Genomic DNA, 15,420 nt, shown 5'->3' on the forward strand with positions numbered 1-15,420 from the left:
ATCTTGAATAACCTAAATTTATCATGATTAATATTCCAAGTCAACATGCCTTCGGTGACTTTCTTTATAAGCTTCAGATACTCCCATAAATGCTCATCAGGGAGCATATTGCATATAGTCTTGTGGTCTTGTGGTCTTGTGGTAAGAAGTGTTGTTTCCAAAAAACGTTCACCTCAGATGGTATGAATCCCCAACTTGCCGGCACATCGACCACAGCGGTACCGCTTCGGATCAACTTTGCGTTTACGCAAATATTCCGTGCCACAGCTCTTGCACACCAGCTTATAGCGATACGGTAATGGCTTTCTGCCCTTTCCATCCGGAAGGGACTGGCAGAATCGCGAACCGCCCACCTTCTGCAACAAGGCTTTGAATTCAGGGTCCCGGTGTTGGTAGCCGCGTCCACGAATGTGCAGATGGTAATGACAAAGCTCATGCTTGATGATTTTTTCAACCTCTTCCCGCCCATAGGCTTCGAGCTGATGAGGATTAATCTCTATTCGGTGACTCTTGAGCATATAACGCCCACCTGTAGTCGTCAGACGACGGTTAAACAGCGCCTCGTGAGTGAACGGAACCCCGAAATGATCGAGTGACACCTGCTCAATCCATTGCTGCAATTCCTCATTTTCCATCGGTTTGTCCTCCTTTCACACCTCTTGGGCCATTTGTTTTTCCGCCATAATACTTGAATTTTAACCGTTTCGTAGGCTACACTGTCAAGTAGAATGTATGAGGGGAGATTATTACTCGTTATGCCTACAATGCGCTACGTCATCCTGCAGCAGGAACAGCAATTGCAGTTTGTGGAAATGCCTGCCGATTACGCTTATCAACTCAGTGCGCTCAACCTGCGCCTGCACAAAGAAATTGACAAACTTACCGCAGCAGATGTACCTGTTCTGCCTTGGGCAATCGCCGAATGTGACAGTCTTGATCTTCTGGACGAGCAACTCTCCATCATCGGAGGCCTTGATTATATCAATGCGCTTGAACAAAGCTTTGCAGCACTAAGAGAGAGTGAATATCCTTTGATTTCCCTGCTCACTGAGATCCGGGCGCTTCAGGCTCAATTAGAGCAATGGTATGAAGAAGAGATGGAATCACTCTAATCCACCTATGGACTTATTATTAATGCAGGATGGAACTAAAAGCGCATCTCCTAAAAACAGGGGCTGCGCTTTTTTTCATTTTCTTTCAACCCTACATTCATACGCCCCGCTCTTCAGTACATATCCGTATAGATATTGAATTTTCCGAGTTCATCAAGGGTTAATTCGCACAGTCCAGGCTATTGCCACATATGCTAACGTACAGATGAATTATGCAAGAGGAGGAGATACCCTTGCCTCAATGGCTTTGCAATCAACTGATGCGTGCATTTCACAAAAAAGACAGCAGACAGATCAAGCTGCTGAACGAATGCTGGTTCTTTTACCGAAATAAACCGACAAGTGGCACCCCGCGCAGCGCGGACAGCGAACTCTAAAAATCTGACGCCACTCTCTCCGTCCACTTCAAGCTCTCACTTCATTCATAAAATTCCTTCGAACAATACAGTACGGGCAACAGTACTATTATAACTGACAACAAACAGCCTTCCCATTACAGGGAAGGCTGTTCTCCAATCATTGTGTTGGATCAGGAAGACTGCTTAGAAGAAGCAGGCTTCTTCATCGTGAGGCCGACACGGCCTTTTTTGGTATCCACGTTCATCACCCAAACCGTTACATTATCCCCGACAGATACAACATCCATCGGATGTTTGACGTAACCGTTGCTCAGCTGTGAGATGTGGACAAGCCCGTCACTCTTGATGCCGATATCAACAAAGGCACCAAAGTCGATCACGTTACGAACCGTACCTTGCAGCTCCATGCCTTCCACCAAATCTTCAATTTTGAGCACATCCGTGCGGAAGATCGGTAGCGGCATTTCCTCACGCGGGTCACGACCCGGACGCTGCAAGCTGTCCAGAATGTCACGCAGTGTAGGTACACCCACATCCAGCTTCACAGCCAGCTGTTCCGGTTGTTGCTCAGACAGGAGAACAGACAGTTCCTTGCTGCCCAGCTTGTCCAGCGCAACCTGAAGCTCCTTAAAGAGCTGGTCTACGACTTTATACGATTCAGGGTGAATCGGTGTGCGATCCAGCGGGTTCTCGCCTTCACCAATCCGCATAAAGCCTACGCATTGCTCATAGGTTTTGGCACCCAGACGCGGCACTTTTTGCAACTGGCGACGATTCGTGAACCGGCCGTTCTCTTCGCGGTATTTCACGATATTTTTGGCAATCGTGGCATTTACACCCGCAACATAGGACAGCAGTGAAGGCGAAGCCGTGTTCACATCCACGCCCACATGGTTAACTGCGGATTCCACAACAGCCTTCAGGCTTTCTTCCAATATTTTTTGAGATACGTCATGTTGGTATTGGCCTACACCAATGGCTTTTGGATCAATCTTAACCAGCTCAGCCAGCGGGTCTTGCACCCGACGGGCAATCGAAGCAGCACTCCGCTCAGCAACGTCAAGATCCGGGAATTCTTCTTGCGCCAGCTTGGATGCAGAATATACACTCGCTCCAGCTTCATTGACGATCAGATACACGAGACTTTCGTCCCCGTTCTCCTGAATAATCTCGGCAACAAACTGTTCAGTTTCACGGGATCCGGTACCATTACCGATAACAATCAACCCGATATCATATTGCTTGATCATCCGATGGAAAACCTCGGCAGCTTCACGCTTCTTGTTGTGTGGTGGCGTTGGGTACGTAACAGCCACTTCCAACAGCTTGCCCGTATCGTCGACCACAGCCAGTTTACAACCGGTTCGATAGGCAGGATCGACACCAAGCACACGTTTGCCATGAATTGGCGGCTGAAGCAACAGATTACGAAGATTAGCCGAGAATACGGATATCGCTTGGTTTTCACCTTTTTCCGTCAGTTCTGCACGAACCTCACGCTCAATCGAAGGGGCAATCAATCGTTTGTAAGCATCTTCAATCACAGCACGCAAAACGTCTTGGACCGCAGATGCACCCTTGATGATTTGTCCTTCCATATGACGGTGAGCCGGTTCAGGCTGCACGTCCAGACCCACTTTCAAAATGTTTTCACGTTCACCGCGGTTAATGGCGAGAATACGGTGAGGAGGCATTTTTTTGGCTAATTCACGATAATCATAGTAGTTCTCATATACAGACTCCTGCTCAGCATCCTTCGCTTCCGAAGTCAGCATGCCATGATCGAGCGTATAACGACGAATCCATGCACGAATAGCAGCATCATCTGCAATATTCTCAGCCAAAATGTCTTTGGCTCCCTGAATTGCAACCTCTGCATCTTCTACCCCAAGTTCAGCATTGATATAACGCGCAGCTTCCTCCAGAGGGTTCCCTTGCTTTGGTTGACCCCAGATCCAGACAGCGAGTGGTTCGAGACCTTTTTCCTTCGCTACACTGGCACGGGTTTTCCGCTTCTGACGAAACGGACGGTACAAGTCCTCCACTTCCTGCAGCTTAACTGCCTGAGTGATAGACTGTTTCAGTTCTCCGGTCAGCTTGCCTTGTTCCTCTATAATACGGATGACTTCCACTTTGCGGTCTTCCAGATTACGCAAGTATACGATGCGTTCTTCAATGAGCCGCAGCTGGTTCTCATCCAGCTCTCCAGTCATTTCTTTACGGTAGCGGGCGATAAATGGAATCGTATTGCCTTCGTCCAGAAGCTCCGACGTTGTGCGGACCTGCTTCAAGGACAGTGACAGTTCCTTGGCTACCTGTTTGATGATTCGTTCATGGCGTTCTGCCTTTATTGTTTCTTCATTGGGTTCCAGAACCGTTTCCTGTTCAGACAAATAAATCCCTCTTTCCTTCCTGAATCGTTCAGTTGAAGCTTGTTCAGGGCAGCTTTGCTGCTGTAATCACAGTATCGAACCTGCATTCATGCAGATTCCTCTCCCCTATATTATCACAAAATCCCGTTCAGATTTCCAGCATTCGTCCTGGTTACAAGTTCTTACAATTGAGATTACGTATCAAACCTTCATCTCAACCATAAGAAAAGACCGAAAAACGTCTCCCCGACGTCTTCCGGTCTCCCCTGACAAACACTGCATTCACGCCAGTTTATTATACCCGTTCGAAGCGGAACATTTCACTCCAATAGTCTCCCGATGCACGGCCTACAGAGATCCCACCATACATCAGCGCATCCCCGGTAAACGTCTCGGAACCACCTTTCAGGCGGTAATCCGCATCAGGGTCGAGGCCCTTCAGCTTCAGACGTTGGAGCGGTGCATTTGGTTCAGACAGCACACGGAAGTAGAATACAACGGCTTCGCTGCCATCTGGGGCAATAAACATCCATGCCGTTTCATTTCCCTCAAACGGACTTAGCAGGCGCCGGAACGTTCCGTATTGGATGGTTCCCCGAATTTCTTTGTACAGTTCAACCTGCGCCTTTACAATAGTATTCTCTTCCTCTGTGAAACGAGTCAAATCCAACTCGTATCCAAAGTTACCCGACATCGCGACATGTCCACGAATCTCTAAAGAAGTAATTCGGTTGACCTGGTGATTTGGAACCGCTGAGATATGTGACCCCATTGAACTTACCGGATATACCAGGCTTGTACCATACTGAATACGCAGGCGGGATATCGCGTCCGTATTATCGCTGGTCCACGTTTGCGGCATGTAATACAGCATACCTGGATCAAAACGGCCGCCACCACCTGAACAGCTCTCGAACAGGATATTCGGGAACGCCGAAGTAATACGTTCCATGACTTCGTACAATCCAAGCATATAACGATGCGCAGTCTCACGCTGTCTATCTGCTGGAAGCAATGCAGAACCCACTTCCGTCATATTCCGGTTCATGTCCCATTTCACATAAGTGATCGGCGCAGATCCAAGCACATCGCTTAGCATGCGTACAATCTCATCACGCACATCCTGACGGGAGAAATCGAGTACCAATTGTTGACGCCCTTCCGTACGACGACGATCCGGCACATGCAAACACCAGTCCGGATGAGCACGGTACAATTCGCTGTCTGGCGAAATCATTTCAGGCTCGAACCATAGTCCGAACTGCATGTCCAAACTGGTTACCCGGTTGGCCAAATCATCCAGGCCTTGTGGCAATTTGTTCTTGTCCACAATCCAGTCACCAAGTGAGGAGTTATCGCTGTCCCGATGTCCGAACCATCCATCATCCAGTACGAACAGTTCAATGCCAAGCTTCTTCCCTGCCTGGGCGATCTGTTCAATCTTATCTGCGTTGAAGCCGAAATAGGTCGCTTCCCAGTTGTTGACCAGAACCGGACGCTCTGCATTACGGAACTTGCCACGTGCAAGGCGTTCGCGATACAGATTATGATACGACTGAGACATACCATCGAGACCTGCGTCCGAATAGACCATGACCGTCTCAGGCGTCTGGAATGACTCCTGCGAATCCAGCTTCCAGCTGAACTCAAATGGATTGATTCCAAGCGATACACGAGTGGTGTGGAACTGATCCACTTCTGCCTGTGCTGTAAAGCTGCCGCTATATACAAGACTGAACCCGTAGACTTCACCCTGATCTTCGTCTGTACCCGGTGTCATCAGTGCAATGAACGGGTTCTGCTGGTGACTGCTTGAGCCTCGACGACTCTCGATGCCTTGCAGGCCGGAAGCAAGCGGTCTGCGAACGATGTCCCGTTCACGCGTCCATGCTCCTGACAATTGCAGCAATTCGTAATCGGCATGCGGGAAATCAACGGAAGAGCTGAGCGCACGTGCAATATTCACCGAGGTAGCGCTCTCATTAATGATCCGCATGGAACGCGTAATCGCATTAAAGGCCGTAAAGGCCGTGTAGCTAAGTTCAATCTTGATCCCTGCAACACGGTCCTCCAGTTCAACGATGAGTGTCTCGGCTTCATCGTCGGACTCAACATAAGTTGCAGGCAGTCCGGTAAGCGCTGTCTTTCCTTTGATCAGTCGATGGCCTGTATACGTAAACTCCGAAACGGTTGAACCATTCTCAAGCTCCAATTGGATTGCCGGATTACGGAAATCACTTGTACCATACACCGGCAGTTCTACTGCCAACGTGTCGAAAGAGATCGTCCGATCTTCCGGCACCGGATTTGGGCTGAACGAAGCACGCTCTGTACGCACATGAAGCCAGCTCAGATCGGTATCACGCAGTTTTTTGCCATAATATAAATGTACCAAATATCCCGAAGGCAGGACCTGAAATACATAGCTTGCCTTTTGAGTCTGTAGATGAAATTGAAGCTTCTCCTGATCAATATAAATGCTCATATGTCTCCTCCACCTCTATATATGTCGATTAACGTAAACGGTTTCTCAGGTATCATTATAACGAAAAGCTTCACAATGTTCTACGCTTTCATGAAGCTTTAATCAAAAGAGCGTACCCCAGCCATTAGGCTGTTGTACGCTCTTTTGATTGCTGTCTGAAATTGTGTGTTCCTGCAAGGAACATCCATTGTCTACGGATGGCACGGCAGAACAAAGAAACAACTGCCTGGTGCCTTAAAAATCGATTAAACCCAGGCTGATCTGTAAGGCTTCGTTGACCAGTTTCATGGTCTCCTCGTCCAGATGGGTAATCTTGTCGGTCAGCCTCTGCTTATCAATCGTCCGTATTTGTTCGAGCAAAATAACCGAGTCCCGGTCAAAGCCGTGTGCCGCCGCATCAATCTCTACATGCGTCGGCAGCTTTGCCTTTTGGATTTGGGCGGTGATCGCCGCCACAATACAAGTAGGACTAAACCGGTTGCCGATGTCATTCTGGATGACCAGAACCGGCCTGACTCCACCTTGCTCGGAACCAACAACGGGAGAAAGATCCGCAAAAAAAACGTCACCGCGTTTTACGATCAATGTCTACACCCCGCTAACTAAGCGGTCCAGAGTGCTGTCCGCATCTTCCTCCGCGTGAAAGGCCTCGGATGCCATGGTGAGGTTAATCTTCGCCATCTCCATGTACCCTCGCTGCATCGATTCACGGATGTAACGTTTCTTACGCTCCGTCAAATACAGCTTCATGGCCTGCCTAATCAATTCGCTGCGGTTGGAATTCTCCAGCGCTACGATGCCATCCACTTCTTGCAAAAGATAATCAGGCAAACTGATCATGATCCGCTTGGTGTTCTGCAAGTTGGCCACCTTTCTTCCACCCCCACAAACCTTTCGCCATTGTGAACCAGTATTACGTTTTTCCAGAACTTTTATACAAAGGAATATATATGCCCCGAGTATATCAAGTATGCTGTACTCCATTATAAACACGGGGAACAATATTCGTACAGACCAAACATCTCTTTTCAGGATTTTTCATCCCAGTCATCATTCATAATTCGAGATGCTCCGACAGTTTTCCTTCTGTTCTGAAAAAAAGTTTATTGGTAATAGCGTCCAGTCGAGCTATCAGGATGTCAAAAGAGGGTTGATTCTGGCGACTACTGCTCCATTACGGGTATAAACCCGCGGGATTCGATGCGCCATCATGCAGATCACTTCGTAGGGAATCGTACCGAGCTGAGATGCCACTTCGTCTGCAGTTATGACTGCACCCGATTGGTGACCGATGAGAACAACCTCTTCGCCGACTTGAATTTCTTCTGCTTCTGCTGCAAAAGATTGTAGCGACACCATACACTGATCCATGCAGATCGTACCGACGACAGGAACGCGGCGGCCGCGCACAAGTACTTGTGCTTTACCTGACAGCATTCTTGAAAATCCGTCTGCATAGCCTATAGGCAGGGTCGCTATTCGTTCGTTCCCTTGTGTTACATAACGGGTTCCGTAGCTGACACCCCAATGAGGTGGCAGCGTTTTGACCAGAACCGCCTTCGTCTTCAGTGTCAATACCGGGGACAGCTTCACTACCTGATGATTCACCTCTCCCGAAGGATACAATCCGTACAGACTAATTCCCACACGTACCATATCGTAGGACAACTCCGGTGTATCAATGGTAGCGGCGCTGTTCGCCGTATGTATAATCGGGATGACACATCCCTGATCCCGCAGCGCATCAACCACGCCTCGGAACCGTCGATACTGCTCCAGTGTATAGGTCTTGTCTTTTTCATCCGCCTTGGCAAAATGAGTAAACATGCCTTCAAGCATCACCTGCTTCAGCTTGGCTGCTTCCTGAATAAAAGCAACTGCCTCTTCGCCAGGCAACAGGCCAAGTCTGCCCATGCCGCTGTCGATTTTGATGTGAACCTTGAGCTTACGAGAGGATGTGCCCGTCTCCAGATGTTGAATGGCTTCGAGTACTTCCTTACTGAACAGCGTAATGGTTACATCATGTTTCCATGCTTCAGCGATGCCTTCTGGCGGCGTGTAGCCCAATACCAGAATCGGAAGGGTAATTCCGTGTTGTCGCAATTCAAGCGCTTCGTCAAGAAAAGCTACACTTAAGTAATCCACGCCAACTCGTTCCAGTTCTCTGGCCATCTCCACTGCCCCATGTCCATAGGCATTAGCCTTCACACAAGCGAGCAGTTTCTTGCCTTGCGGCAATGTTTCACGGAAAGCGTCTACGTTGTTGCACAAATGATCCAAATTGATTTCCGCTTGGGTCGGCCGATATTGTTCTTGCACGTTAAGTCACCTTCTCTAATCATCTTAATCCGGCTCACGTCAGACTCCATCGTAATGCTCAAGCATGTGACTGTCAAATGAACGGAAGATCTGTAGTCCAAAACACATACAGGAGCGCTATCCTGAAGTCGGGAGCAAACGCGGAATAAGACCTATAAGCCAGACCATGAATGAGATATTTATCTCTCCATAACGTAACTCATCTGCTTATATCGTATTATTTACCCGGTTCCTCCCGCGTAGAAGCGTGTTTTGCATTATTGAGTACACTGGACCTAATTCTTGCTTATCTTACGCAGGATCATTGGCTGTTGATACACATAGCTTCAACTGAAAATCAAATCCTGCGAATCACTGATATAAAACAGGAACGAAGACCTGTATATGCAGCAAAGCACCGGAGAATTCATCTCCGATGCTTCTTAGCATTCCTTATGTTAGGACGACTATACTTTGCAAATCATTTCCCTGACTCTTCCTGCATCGATGTCGCAATCTGTACCATCTCATTCTGTGGAAGATCTGCACTTGTGATCCGGTACTCCACTCCATCTGTCATCCATGTAAGTGTCTGTAAGGCATCTCCACTCAACATACCCAGCGTGAATCCAAGATCCACGACACTGGATGGCGCAAGTGATACCGCTCTGTCCTGCGGCCGCGCTTCAAAAATCGTGTAATTATATGTTCCTTCGTAGCGAAGCATAACCGAATAGTCTCCTGATCCTTCCACGATCTGATCGTCTTTCAGCTTGACGCCTTCCGGTGCATAGGTCGGCTGAATAACCCCGAAGCTGCCTGTACCTTCCGGCTCGGCCGATGTCGGTTCTTCGCTTCCTTTCCCACTGGCTGGATCTTCTGAACCTTGCTGCTCGGCGTTATCACTCACACCCGTCTGTCCATCACTAACGGTTCCGCTTGGATTGGATGCAGAACCTTCCTCTGTTGCAGCTTGAGGATTGGTAGTCTCTTTACCCTCCCCAGCAGGAGCCGCGCCTGAGTCAGTACCAACCTTGCCACCATTTTCAGTAGCAGCAGTCATATTACGCTGCATATCAAAAGCGTCTTTCTCAAATTCGGTACCAAATTTGAAGCTATCGAACTTCACATCGACCACCACATTGGCATTCGAGTCGGATACTTCTACCTGTTTTGGAGCGTAATCGCTTTTGTTTAACCATATTTTCTGTCTGACCAATGCATGTGTATTGTAGTTGGCAGCTACATCGAATACATAGCTTTCCTTCTCATCGGCAAACTGGCGGGTCGAATCACCTGTTATGCTGCGGATCAGCGTCTCGTAGAGGTAAACCTGGCCTTGGTTATCCGGCCAGTTACTCTGGAAACGGAAGCTTTTGTTCTGACTCGGTGTCAGGACAAATACGCCCTCATCATTGCGCAGTACAATTTGTGTTACATCCTTTTTGGCATTCGTTAACGCGATACGATAATATGAAGGCTTTTGATGCCATACCTCGACCTTGTACTGCTGCGGCGTATCTCCGGTATGCAGCGTCATAACGCCTGCCCCCTGATAACTTTCCATTTCTCCTACGACTTCGTTCAGATCTTTGACCACGGCTGCCGCATCCTTCTTCCCGCAGGCGGCAAGTAAGGTCGATAAGACCAATACCATGGCAAGCATCCATGATATTCGGCGCATGACATCATCCCCTTTAGCACATGTTTTCACTTCAGGATTGTGCGTACAGCAGAACCCCTACTTGATTAGTACATGTTATGAGGGACTTGTTCGATATATGCGGACTAGTTTGACAAGCATTCCATCAATCAGTGCCGCAATACCCTATCTGGTAACAAAATCAGTCTCGGGTAGGATGTAAAATCCAACCAGATTCTTCATAGTAAATACAGATAACAACCCAACCCATGTAATTACATACCACGATTATGTAGCTTAATTGATGTACAACTCTATTTTAAATTGGAGGAAAATAATGAACACAACCTATCTTCACTCATTGCTGAATGGATTGGATGATTTTGTGGAAGAGCAGCTTCAACGTTGGAAAGGAGTAGGTGTGGCGGTAGCGGTTATTCACAAGGATGAAGTCATTTTGCAAAAAGGATACGGTTATCGCGATCTGGAGTCCCAGCTTGAAGTTACACCCCATACCCTATTCGCGATCGGTTCAAGTACCAAAGCCTTCACAGCATCAACCGCTGCCCTGCTGGTGGATCAGGACATTCTGAAGTGGGACACACCTGTTAGAACGTATTTGAAAGACTTCAAAATGTTCGATCCGGTAGCTACAGAACGCCTGACCATCCGCGATATGCTCTGTCACCGCTCCGGACTTCCAAGGCACGATATGGCATGGTATAACTCATCACGGAGCAGAGAAGAACTCGTAAACGCGCTTCAGTATCTGGAGCCTAATGAGGACTTTCGGAACAAATGGCAATACCAGAACCTGATGTATATGGCCGCTGGTTATCTGGTGGGTCAACTCAAAGGAACTTCATGGGAGAATGTTGTCCAGGAGTCCCTGTTTAACCCACTTGGTATGAATTCAAGTGTCTTCTCTGTCGATGAGATGCAGAATCAACCTGACTTCGCCTTCCCTTATATGGATCAAAATGGTGAGATTACGCGGATACCTTTTCGGAAAATTGATGCCGTAGGCCCTGCTGGCTCCATTAACAGCAATCTGGTCGATATGATCGCCTGGGTGCAATTTCAGTTGAATCAAGGGCAACAGGGTGGGAATCAACTGATTTCCAAAGAACAGTTGGCTGTTACACACAGCCCGCAAATGGCTTGTGATTCACCATTCCACAGCAAAGAGCTGCCTGTTAGCACGTACGGTCTGGGCTGGATGATCGATTCTTATCGCGGGAACGCCATGATTCATCACGGCGGGGCAATCGATGGATTCGCTTCACAGGTCGCCTTTTTACCAGAGGAACAGATCGGTGTTGTAGTCCTTTGCAATACGAATGGAAGCATTCTTCCCTACACGATTTCTTTTAACGTTATTGATCGTTTGCTTGAATTGGAACCTGTAGATTGGAGTGGGAGATTAGCCAAATTAGTGACTGGAGATTCAACTGATTCCGAAGCAGCAACAGACACCATAGAAACACCAACTACGCCAGAAACCTCGGTTGAGGAAAAACCAGTGGAAGCTCAGGTTCATCCCCATGATCGTCCTATCCATGCGTATGCGGGAAGTTATAATCATCCGGGTTACGGCGAGATCGTTATTCAACAGACGAACGATGGGTTACAGGCCACATTGAATGCCATTGAAATGCCTATGGAATACACTGGAAAAGATACGTTTTCCGTAGAGCTTGTCCTGTTTGGCTTGAAAATCACTTTTACGTTTAAGACGGATGAAGAGGACACCATAAGCTCTCTCTCCATTCCGCTACTGCTGGAACCAGGTACGAATCCAATTGAATTTATAAAGACACCTTCAGTATAAAAGTATCCCCCACCGGCCTATCCCATTGTAGTAATTACACTCTTTACCACAATGGGATATACGCCGGATAACTCGCAGTATCTTCTTCTGTATTTGGACTTCTCTTCACCCACAATCGACGCAGATCAGGCATACCGTATGCTACGACACGGTAATCCTGAAGCGAAACGTGGTGTGCATGTTCTTCCCTGAAGCTGTATGTAGGCAAGAGTAAGGCCTCTTGAATGAGTCGCCCCTCCAACGTCATTAGCGTACGCAACCGCTCAGCACTATCCTGAATCATAACGACGTGTCTGCATTCACGTTCTAGCTCGCTTTTTCGCTCGTCATCCAATGCCATAAGGAACAGCGTATTTTGGAAAGTATACATCGTTAATAGACTCAGCGTCACATGCTCATCGAACACTTCACCCGTGTAAATCAAATCATAAGAGGCGAATTCATCATGGTATACGGCATCTACCGGATTACCTGGCGTAACACTCACTTTCAGTCCAATAAGTGCACAACGCTGTGCGAACCAGGCCATGTCTGTCTCCATTTTCTCGCCTTCCTCTACCCACACATTCATGATCTGGCCTGCGTAGCAGCTGCGTTGTAACAGCTCTGAAGCTCTTACGAGAGATAAGTCAGCAGAAAGGGCTGTTGGCTTCGATTCTATTCGTTCAAGTATCTGCTTTTCCTTGGACTTGTCCCGAATCAGGCTATATGCAGCATGTACACCTGTGTGTGCCAACGCCCCCATCATCTCCTGTGGATCCATCAGTTGCTGAACAGCCTGACGAAAGTATAAATCCTGCTGTGGGCCTTCTTTTCGCATATTAAAAGTCATAAACACACCGCCCTGAACCTCATGTTGAATCAAGCGAGCCTGTCCGTCTGGAAACAAGTCCTGTTTGATCGCCGACTCCACTCGGCCCGTCTGGGGAAGCTGCCATATTTCAACCCGATCAATAAACGCCCGCCCCCTGAAATAGGAAGGGAACACCTCCAGCACAAGCAGCTTGGGATGATTGCGTGTCAATCGGTAAGGCCCCGTACCCATCGGATGCATCCGGTCAAGCTCCACATCACGGGGTAAGATGGATGCATTCATGCTGCTCATCAGATCCGGGAACATAAAGTTGGGAAACCGCAACACAAAGCGCACCGTTAGCTCGTCGAACGTTTCTATGTGATGAATGGAGCCAAACAGTGACTTGCAAGGGTTCTCTTGATCCGAAATAATCCGTTCAAACGTATATCTTACGTCCTCTGCATCAAGCATCCTGCCATGGTGAAAGAGTATGCCTTTGTGCAAATAAAAGGTCCACTCCGTTCCTTCAGGGTTGCTCTCCCATGCAACGGCAAGACTCGGTTCACAGACTTGGCGTTCAGCGTTGTACTGCACCAAGCGATCAAATACCTCCGCAACAATTCCAACTTCTCCCCACATGTAAGCCCGGGTCGGGTCCAATGTCTCAAAGGCAGTCTCCTGTGGAATTCGCAGCGTATCAACTCTACCTCGAGCGCCGTGATTGGAACGCAGACCGAACTGGCCTTGTAATCCTTGCATCAATATTTCTCGCATCGAAAACGGCATTGTTGAAGCCAGCATATAGGCCTCCTCCAACTTGTTTCCCTGCAACAGTCGATCAAATCGTTCCTGAACAGCCTGTAACAGAGGATGGCAAAAAACGAGCACCGATGTCTTACCTCTGCCGCGTTGTGGGCTCCATCTGATCCAGCCATGATCCATAAATTTGTTCATAATCAGATTCATATTGCGCATCGTACAACATAAATGATTCGCCAGCTCACCAATCGTTGTGTGTATTTCTTCCTCCTCGTCCACGTTCGAAAAGGCCACGCGAAGCTGAATATAATGATCCATAACCTCCACAACTATCCCTGCCTTTCCTTCCCCTGCGTAAAATACGAAATTGACTCGTACGCTTCTACAGTTTTTCTTCAGGTTTTCCTCCATTATACTCAGGTACATCGACAACACCAGCGGGAAGGAAGAGAACTGCACATGAAATATACTGATTTGCATCCCAACATCAAGATTCGTATCATTACTGATTTTTTTACGGATCTAACTCAGAAATCCATTATTCCTTTTATGGCGATTTATCTGAGTGTCCAGATTGGTGCAGGCTGGGCAGGTATACTGTTAACCGTTAATATTGTGGCCTCCATGATCGTTGGCTTGGGCGCAGGATACTGGTCTGACCGAGTCGGGCGCAAGAAACTGATGGTCATCGCCCAAATGTTGCAGGTATTCGCCCTGTTCTTGCTGGCTGCCGCCAACTCCCCATGGATGGACTCCGTTCCTTTAACTTGTGTCATGTTTCTGCTTAGTAGCATCAGTTCGGGTATCACCGGACCCATTGCCAATGCCATGATTGTAGACGTGAGCAGTGAACATGAACGTCAGTATGTCTATGGGCTGCAATATTGGACCACCAACGTTGCCGTTACGATTGGGGCGCTGATGGGCGGGTTATTATTCGAGTCCTTCCGCTTCATTTTGTTCAGTCTGGTATGCATGGAGAGCCTGGTTACACTATTTATTCTCTTGTTCTATATTCACGAAACAATGGATATTAAACACTCGAATCAGCTTGATACCCCGATTAATAGAAATATACTGAAAACGTATGGCGGTGTATTTAGGGACAAACGTTTTATGGTGTTTTTCACCGCAACAGTGCTGGCTGTCTCTCTGGAATTCCAAATGGATAAATACATCGCCGTTCGTCTGAAAAGTGAATTCAACGCCCAACTGTTCCGTTGGGACATCTCAGGTCTGCAGATGTTCAGTCTGATCATGGCGATTAACACTGTGCTCGTCGTAATCATGGCCATTCCTTTCTCCAAATGGCTGGGGCGTTTCCAGTCCAGATTTATTATGACTGTCGGCATGTGTCTGTACACTACTGGTTTTGCCGTGCTCGCTTTCAGCAATTGGGCCTGGCTGCTTATTACATCCGCTGTACTGCTAACCATCGGTGAGCTCATGTATGCGCCCGTCCGTCAGGTCATGCTTGCTGGCATGATTCCTGAATCCGACCGTGCTGCCTATATGGCTGCAGACGGCATGAGTTATAACGCGGCCGCTCTCCTTGGTAGTCTTGGCCTAACGATGGGGGCCTTTCTGCCTTCCTATGCAATGGCTGGCCTGTATGTATTGATGGGGATCGGTGCTCTCGTATTTTTCCGTCAGTCGCTCCGGCCGTCAACGGTTCAAAGTGAACCACGCCCCTGTGCAGATGCCTCATAAATTCCAAGCTCCTCTATGCTGGATTTTCTCCTGGTAGTTTTGAGTTCTATTGAAAT

The 15,420-nt window shown here is 48.0% G+C and carries 12 protein-coding genes; 4 read left to right on the forward strand and 8 right to left on the reverse strand.

Features of this window, described 5'->3' with window-relative positions:
* Positions 1-173: 173 nt before the first annotated feature.
* Positions 174-635 carry a SprT family protein gene (locus A6049_RS09685; protein ID WP_063564440.1) on the reverse strand — a complete coding sequence of 154 codons (462 nt, stop codon included), beginning with the start codon at positions 633-635 and terminating at the stop codon, positions 174-176.
* 120 nt (positions 636-755) lie between these two features.
* Between A6049_RS09685 and A6049_RS09690 the strand changes: the two genes are divergently transcribed.
* Positions 756-1,112, forward strand: coding sequence for a hypothetical protein (locus A6049_RS09690; protein ID WP_063564441.1), 357 nt, complete (start codon positions 756-758; stop codon positions 1,110-1,112).
* A 233-nt stretch (positions 1,113-1,345) separates the two neighbouring features.
* Complete coding sequence (gene cmpA / locus A6049_RS32560) at positions 1,346-1,489, forward strand: cortex morphogenetic protein CmpA (protein ID WP_090808144.1); 144 nt, start codon at positions 1,346-1,348, stop codon at positions 1,487-1,489.
* Positions 1,490-1,641: 152 nt separating this feature from the next.
* Here cmpA and A6049_RS09695 read toward each other — a convergent pair whose 3' ends face one another.
* The 6 genes from A6049_RS09695 to A6049_RS09720 form a co-directional block, all read right to left on the reverse strand.
* Complete coding sequence (locus A6049_RS09695; protein WP_063564442.1) at positions 1,642-3,864, reverse strand: Tex family protein; 2,223 nt, start codon at positions 3,862-3,864, stop codon at positions 1,642-1,644.
* Positions 3,865-4,138: 274 nt separating this feature from the next.
* Positions 4,139-6,328, reverse strand: coding sequence for an alpha-galactosidase (locus A6049_RS09700; protein WP_063564443.1), 2,190 nt, complete (start codon positions 6,326-6,328; stop codon positions 4,139-4,141).
* Between the two features lie 234 nt (positions 6,329-6,562).
* On the reverse strand, positions 6,563-6,913 hold the full coding sequence (locus tag A6049_RS09705; protein ID WP_024630714.1) for a type II toxin-antitoxin system PemK/MazF family toxin: 351 nt from the start codon (positions 6,911-6,913) through the stop codon (positions 6,563-6,565).
* 3 nt (positions 6,914-6,916) lie between these two features.
* Positions 6,917-7,198 carry a CopG family ribbon-helix-helix protein gene (locus A6049_RS09710; protein WP_024630715.1) on the reverse strand — a complete coding sequence of 94 codons (282 nt, stop codon included), beginning with the start codon at positions 7,196-7,198 and terminating at the stop codon, positions 6,917-6,919.
* A 261-nt stretch (positions 7,199-7,459) separates the two neighbouring features.
* Positions 7,460-8,647 (reverse strand): alanine racemase, encoded by a 1,188-nt coding sequence (gene alr / locus A6049_RS09715; RefSeq protein ID WP_063564444.1) that lies wholly within the window; start codon positions 8,645-8,647, stop codon positions 7,460-7,462.
* A 460-nt stretch (positions 8,648-9,107) separates the two neighbouring features.
* Complete coding sequence (locus tag A6049_RS09720) at positions 9,108-10,310, reverse strand: outer membrane lipoprotein-sorting protein (protein WP_063564445.1); 1,203 nt, start codon at positions 10,308-10,310, stop codon at positions 9,108-9,110.
* A 295-nt stretch (positions 10,311-10,605) separates the two neighbouring features.
* Between A6049_RS09720 and A6049_RS09725 the strand changes: the two genes are divergently transcribed.
* Positions 10,606-12,099: a serine hydrolase gene (locus A6049_RS09725; RefSeq protein ID WP_063564446.1), complete on the forward strand. Its 1,494-nt coding sequence runs from the start codon at positions 10,606-10,608 to the stop codon at positions 12,097-12,099.
* 43 nt (positions 12,100-12,142) lie between these two features.
* Here the strand turns inward: A6049_RS09725 and A6049_RS09730 are convergent, their stop codons facing one another.
* Positions 12,143-13,972 carry an ABC transporter substrate-binding protein gene (locus A6049_RS09730; RefSeq protein ID WP_161490573.1) on the reverse strand — a complete coding sequence of 610 codons (1,830 nt, stop codon included), beginning with the start codon at positions 13,970-13,972 and terminating at the stop codon, positions 12,143-12,145.
* 141 nt (positions 13,973-14,113) lie between these two features.
* On the opposite strand from A6049_RS09730, the gene A6049_RS32930 reads away from it, so the two are divergent.
* Positions 14,114-15,364: an MDR family MFS transporter gene (locus A6049_RS32930; protein ID WP_063564448.1), complete on the forward strand. Its 1,251-nt coding sequence runs from the start codon at positions 14,114-14,116 to the stop codon at positions 15,362-15,364.
* Positions 15,365-15,420 lie beyond the last annotated feature (56 nt).

The organism is Paenibacillus sp. O199, assembly GCF_001636635.1.
Lineage (GTDB): Bacteria > Bacillota > Bacilli > Paenibacillales > Paenibacillaceae > Paenibacillus > Paenibacillus marchantiae.

Bases quoted from the DNA above. Each gene is read 5' to 3' on its own strand.
- A6049_RS09685 (WP_063564440.1), bottom strand. From the start codon at position 635: ATGGAAAATGAGGAATTGCAGCAATGGATTGAGCAGGTGTCACTCGAT.
- A6049_RS09690 (WP_063564441.1), top strand. From the start codon at position 756: ATGCCTACAATGCGCTACGTCATCCTGCAGCAGGAACAGCAATTGCAG.
- A6049_RS09700 (WP_063564443.1), bottom strand. From the start codon at position 6,328: ATGAGCATTTATATTGATCAGGAGAAGCTTCAATTTCATCTACAGACT.
- A6049_RS09720 (WP_063564445.1), bottom strand. From the start codon at position 10,310: ATGCGCCGAATATCATGGATGCTTGCCATGGTATTGGTCTTATCGACC.
- A6049_RS09725 (WP_063564446.1), top strand. From the start codon at position 10,606: ATGAACACAACCTATCTTCACTCATTGCTGAATGGATTGGATGATTTT.
- A6049_RS09730 (WP_161490573.1), bottom strand. From the start codon at position 13,972: ATGGATCATTATATTCAGCTTCGCGTGGCCTTTTCGAACGTGGACGAG.
- A6049_RS32930 (WP_063564448.1), top strand. From the start codon at position 14,114: ATGAAATATACTGATTTGCATCCCAACATCAAGATTCGTATCATTACT.